We start from the raw sequence: 5,479 nt of genomic DNA, 5'->3' as shown, positions 1-5,479 counted from the left end.
CGGTGGGCGGGGGGCCCCGGCGCGCAGAGCGCGGCAGGACGGCACGCCCGAGAGGCGGCGGGGACGCAGGGAGGGCGCGGAGGGGGACGGGGGGGCGGGAGGGGGGGAGCGGGGAGGGGGGGGGGGGAGGGAGGCGCGGCGGCGGGAGGGGGGGGGGGGGGGGGGCGGGGGGGGGGGGGGGGGGGGCCAGGGGGCCGGAGGCCGGGGCCCGGGGGCCGGGAGCCGGGAGCCGGGGGCCGGAGGCCGGAGGCCGGGAGCCGGGAGCCGGGAGCCGGGAGCCCCGGCACCGTCCCGTGGCTTCGCGGGGGTTCTGGGGGCACCACGGCGGCGCTCCGGGGCCCCCGGGCGGGACCGTCAGGTGTGGGGCGGTCTGGGGTGGGTGACCAGGGCCCAGCCGGCGATCGCCATGGTTATCGCCGCGGGTGCGGTGATGGGGACGGCTATCAGGATGGCCGTGTGGCCGGTCAGGAGGCCGCCGAGCCCGGTCATGGACAGGCCCAGGATGCCCAGCAGGCACAGGACGATCCCGGTGGCGGCGAGGCCGCCGCTGCCGGGGGCGGGGGCCGGAGTGGTGGCCGGGGCCACCGGGGTGGCCGGGGCCGGGGCCGCGGTCGGCTTTTCGAAGCGGCGGAAGGCGGCGACGAGTGCGGCGGTCAGCGCGGCGGCGGCGATCAGGCGGAGCGGGACCTGCGCCCACCAGGCGGCGGTGGCCGGCTCGGGCAGCGCGAAGCCGAGGCCGAGCTGGGCGGCGTACACGCCGAGCATGGCGGTCAGGTGCCACAGGAAGCCGGTCATGGCGATGCCGTTGGCGGCGACGACGGCCCGCCAGAGCCGGGGCCGGCGCAGGAGGGCGGCGGCGGGCCGCGCGAGCAGCTGGACGGCGCCGGTGAGCCACAGCCCGTGGGCGAGCAGGGCGAGGGTGGGCGGGGCCATGTTGGAGACCTTCTCGCCGGGCATCCCCACCATGGACAGCGGGTACGGGCCGAACGCGACGAGCAGCACGGCCGCGGCGAGGCCGGCGGCGGCGAGGAGCGCGGGGCGGGTGATGCGCCCGTCGGCGCGCAGGAAGCCGAGCTGGTGGACGGCGAGCCAGACGAAGGCGAAGTTGAGGAACTCCACGTACGGCACGCCGGCGGCGAACCGCAGCAGGTCCACGGCGGCCGCGGCGCCGGCGAGCGCCGCGAACGCGCCCCAGCCGTGGCGTTCGTGGAGCCTCAGCAGCGGCGGGGTGAGGGCGACCATGGCCAGGTAGATCCCGATGAACCACAGCGGCTGGGTGATCACCCGCAGCGCGGCCCCGGTGAGCCCGCCGCCGCCCCCGGCGAGCTGGAGCGCGGCCGCGCCCGCGGTCCACACGAGGACGAAGACGAGGGTGGGCCGCAGCAGCCGCTGCAGCCGGGCCCGCAGGAACGCGGCGTAGACGGACGCGCCGGGCTGCCTGCGGGCCAGCGAACGGTAGGACAGGGCGTGCGAGAACCCGCCGACGAAGAAGAACACCGGCATGACCTGGAGCAGCCAGGTCAGCGGCTGCAGCGCGGGTACGACGGCGAGCAGGTTGCCCATGCCCTGCGGGGTGACGGCGGCCATCAGCCAGTGCCCGAGCACGACGGTCGCCAACGACCCGACCCGGAGCAGGTCGACGTACCGGTCCCTGGTCGCAGGCGTGGCGGCGGCAAGCGCGGCGGCGGTGTGTCCCATGCCCCCACCCTCCCCGCCGGACCTCCCCCGCCGGCAGCGCGCGGCTACTCAATCGGGGCCTGAGTATGCCCAGCCACACGACGCGGACGACGGAGATCTCCAGGAGCCGCTCCGGCGCGAGGAACATGAGAAGCCCCCGGCCACCGAAGATGTCGAGAGCGCGCATGCCGCCGCCCTCCTGTGGGCCGCGGCCCACGTCAGCGGCGTCCCGGCCGAGGACGGCCAGTTGCCCGGCGAGACCTCAGGCGGCAACGCGCCGACGCGCCGACCACATGCTCCGCATCCGGGTTGTAGTGCCACGTCCGAGCGTCGGTCACGCCGTGGCCTCACGGTGCGCGGCAGCCATGATGTCCTGGATCTCCGCCACAGCCGCATCCAGTACGGCGCGGTCGGAGGCCGTGTCGGCGATCGTCTCCAGTTCGTGCAGCCGGGCGGCGCGGGCGGGGACCCGCTGGACTGCGACGAACTCGCCCCACCACTGAAGGAAGGTCCGCAAGGGCGCAACGGTGCTCTGCGCGGCGCTCTGCTCGGCAGCCTGGTCCAAGTGCTCCACGAAGGCAGGCAGACAAGCCGGCGCAATCTGCGCCACGGCAGCCCTCAGGGCCGCCGGTGTCAAGGGAGGCATCGGAATCAAGGGGATGGTGCCGGGCGCCGGATGCTCCGTCATCGAACGCCTCCCGTGTGCGCGTCGGGTGTCCTCAGCCCAGCCGCGCGGATCTGGCCTCGGTGCGGATTCACCGAGCCAGGACCGTCGCGCCCGGGGCCGGGGAGGTGGTGGTGCGGGTGGTGCGGCAGGTGGTTGAGGCGGTCAGGGCGGCGGCCACCTTCGCGGCGGTCTCCTCGTCGCGGACGAGGAAGGCCGTGGTGGGGCCGGAGCCGGAGACCAGGGCGGCCAGGGCGCCCGCGCCGGTGCCCGCGGCGAGGGTGTCGGCGAGCTGCGGGCGCAGCGACAGGGCGGCCGGCTGGAGGTCGTTGGCCAGGGTCGCGGCGAGGGCGTCGGGGTCGCCGGAGCGCAGGGCGGCCAGCAGGGCCGGGTCGGCCTGGGGGGCCGGGACCGCGGTGGCGGCGGTGAGGCGGTCGAACTCGCGGAAGACCGCCGGGGTGGACAGGCCGCCGTCGGCCACCGCGAAGACCCAGTGGAAGGTGCCCGCCTCGACCGGGGTGAGCACCTCGCCCCGCCCGGTGCCCAGTGCCGCACCGCCGATCAGGCTGAAGGGGACGTCGCTGCCGAGCTCCGCGCAGATCTCCAGGAGTTCCTCCCGGGAGCTGCCGAGGCCCCACAGGGCGTCGCAGGCCAGCAGGGCGCCCGCGCCGTCGGCGCTGCCGCCGGCCATGCCGCCGGCGACGGGGATGTCCTTGGCGATGTGGATGTGGACGTCGGGGGACAGCCCGTGCCGGGCCGCGAGCAGTTCGGCGGCGCGGGCTGCCAGGTTGGTGCGGTCGAGCGGGACCTGGGCCGCGTCGGGCCCGGAGCAGGTCACGGTGAGGGCGTCGGCCCGGGTCACGGTCACCTCGTCGTACAGCGAGACGGCGAGGAAGACGTTGGCCAGGTCGTGGAAGCCGTCCGGGCGGGCGGCACCGACCGCCAGCTGGACGTTGACCTTGGCGGGGACGCGTACGGTGACGGTGTCGCGGGTGCTCACCGGCCGGCCTCCTTGTGCTCGGCGATCGCCGCGAACTCCTCGACGGTCAGTGCCTCGCCGCGCGCCTGCGGGGAGATCCCGGCCGCGACCAGCGCCGCCTCGGCGGCCGCGGCCGAGCCGGCCCAGCCGGCCAGCGCGGCCCGCAGGGTCTTGCGGCGCTGCGCGAAGGCGGCGTCGACCACGGCGAAGACCTCGGCCTTGGAGGCGGTGGTGCGCACCGGCTCGGCGCGGCGGACGAGGGAGACCAGCCCGGAGTCGACGTTCGGCGCGGGCCAGAAGACGTTGCGGCCGATGGCGCCGGCCCGCTTGACGTCGGCGTACCAGTTGGCCTTGACGGACGGGACGCCGTACACCTTGTTGCCGGGGCGGGCGGCGAGCCGGTCGGCGACCTCCGCCTGGACCATGACGAGGGTCCGCTCGATGGTGGGGAAGCGGTCGAGCATGTGCAGCAGGACGGGGACGGCCACGTTGTAGGGGAGGTTCGCGACCAGCGCGGTCGGCGGCGGCCCGGGCAGCTCCTGGACCAGCATGGCGTCGGAGTGGACCAGCGCGAAGCGGTCGGCCTTGTGCGGCATCCGCGCGGCGATCGTGGCGGGCAGCGCCGCGGCGAGGAGGTCGTCGATCTCGACGGCGGTGACCCGGTCCGCGGCCTCCAGGAGGGCGAGCGTCAGCGAGCCGAGCCCCGGCCCGACCTCCACCACGACGTCGTCGGGGCGTACGCCGGCGGTGCGCACGATCCGGCGGACGGTGTTGGCGTCGATGACGAAGTTCTGGCCCTTCTGCTTCGTCGGGCGTACGCCGAGCGCCGCGGCCAGTTCGCGGATGTCGGCGGGCCCGAGGAGGGCGTCGCCGCCCGCCTCGGGGCTGTCGTGCTGCTCTTGCTGCTCGTGCTGCTCTGCGGTGCTCACCGGTAAAGCGTCTCAGATCGGCCGGGCGATCCTGAATGTTCCTCAAGGCCGGTGCCGCGGGAACGCTGCGTTCAGCTGCCTCCCTGGGTGAGCCTGCGGCCGCAGTGCGGCCACGGACTCGCCCCCCGCTGCACGTAGAGCTTCTTGGCCCGGTAGGTCTGCTCCGCGCCGCTCGCGTCCTGCGGCCGGCCGCTGCCGCCGAGGGACTGCCAGGTCGCCACGTCGAACTGGTACAGCCCGCCGTACGTCCCCGACGGGTCGGTGGCGCCGGGCCGGCCGCCGGACTCGCAGCGGGCGAGCGCGTCCCAGTCCAGGCCCTCGGCGCCGGCGACGGAGGTCGGCAGGGGCCGGGTGCCGACCAGAACCTGGGCGTCGACGGGTTCGCGGACGGTCTCCTCGGCGATGCGGCGCGGCTTCTGGCGTACGCCGTTGACGGTGACCAGGGCGTACGTGACCCGGCGGGCGCCGGGCCGGCCGGCCCGCTCGACGACCTCGGTCCCGGCGAACAGGGACGGGTCCTCGACCCGCTCGGTCCCGAACGGGATCCGCTCCTCGCGGACCTCGCGGGTACCGGTGATGCGCAGCACGGTGACGGTCTGGCCGTCCCGGGGGAAGGAGTCGGGGGGCACGGAGGTGGTGTCCTCGCCCTGGAGGGTGATGCCGGCCTGGTCGAGGGCCTCCTGGACGGTGGCGGCGTTGGTGCGGATGGTCGTCTCGCGGCCGTCGGCCATGAAGGTGACGCTGCGTTCGGTGCGGACGTTGAGGGTGAGGCCGGTGCGCGGGACGGGGGCGGTGCGGGGGGCGGACAGGTACGCGCCCTCCACCCGGACGCCGAGCTGGCGCAGGGCGGCGTCGACGGTCTTGGCGGTGGTCCAGGCGCGGCGGCTCTGGCCGTCGAGGGTGAGGCTGAGGGGGCGGCCGTAGCGGACGACGATCTCGGCGCCGTCGGTGAGGGCGGCGTGCCGGGCGGGGGCGACCAGGTCGTGGCTGCCCACGCCGAGGCCTTCGGCGGCCAGGAGTTCGTCGACGTCGTCGGCGAAGGTGTGGAGGGTGCGGGGGACGCCGTCGACGGTGAGCCGGACGGACTTGTCGGCGGCGACGAAGGCGGAGGTGCCGCCGGCCAGGAAGGCGACGACGAGCGCTTGGGGCACGATCCGCCGCCAGGTGTCGCCGCCGCGGCCGGGGCCGGCCCCCGCGGCCCGGGCCCGGCGCCCGGGCCCGCTCCCGGGC

The 5,479-nt window shown here is 76.3% G+C and carries 5 protein-coding genes; all 5 read right to left on the bottom strand.

Features of this window, described 5'->3' with window-relative positions:
- Window positions 1-354 precede the first annotated feature (354 nt).
- The gene (locus GPJ59_RS32760; RefSeq protein WP_219671554.1) at window positions 355-1,698 is read right to left on the bottom strand and encodes an acyltransferase family protein; all 1,344 of its coding nucleotides are present in this window, start codon (window positions 1,696-1,698) and stop codon (window positions 355-357) included.
- Window positions 1,699-2,011: 313 nt separating this feature from the next.
- Window positions 2,012-2,365, bottom strand: a complete 354-nt coding sequence (locus tag GPJ59_RS32755; protein WP_219671553.1) for a hypothetical protein — start codon at window positions 2,363-2,365, stop codon at window positions 2,012-2,014.
- A gap of 67 nt (window positions 2,366-2,432) precedes the next feature.
- The gene (locus GPJ59_RS32750) at window positions 2,433-3,341 is read right to left on the bottom strand and encodes a 4-(cytidine 5'-diphospho)-2-C-methyl-D-erythritol kinase (protein ID WP_219671552.1); all 909 of its coding nucleotides are present in this window, start codon (window positions 3,339-3,341) and stop codon (window positions 2,433-2,435) included.
- Window positions 3,338-4,249, bottom strand: coding sequence for a 16S rRNA (adenine(1518)-N(6)/adenine(1519)-N(6))-dimethyltransferase RsmA (gene rsmA / locus GPJ59_RS32745; RefSeq protein WP_219671551.1), 912 nt, complete (start codon window positions 4,247-4,249; stop codon window positions 3,338-3,340). Before rsmA ends, GPJ59_RS32750 begins: the two co-directional genes overlap by 4 nt.
- A gap of 71 nt (window positions 4,250-4,320) precedes the next feature.
- A partial coding sequence (locus GPJ59_RS32740) for a resuscitation-promoting factor (RefSeq protein ID WP_219671550.1) occupies window positions 4,321-5,479 on the bottom strand: 1,159 nt, incomplete at its 5' end.

This window comes from Streptomyces bambusae, from assembly GCF_019400985.1.
GTDB classification, from domain to species: Bacteria; Actinomycetota; Actinomycetes; order Streptomycetales; family Streptomycetaceae; genus Streptomyces; species Streptomyces bambusae_A.
This window is presented reverse-complemented; position numbering and strand designations above follow the sequence as displayed.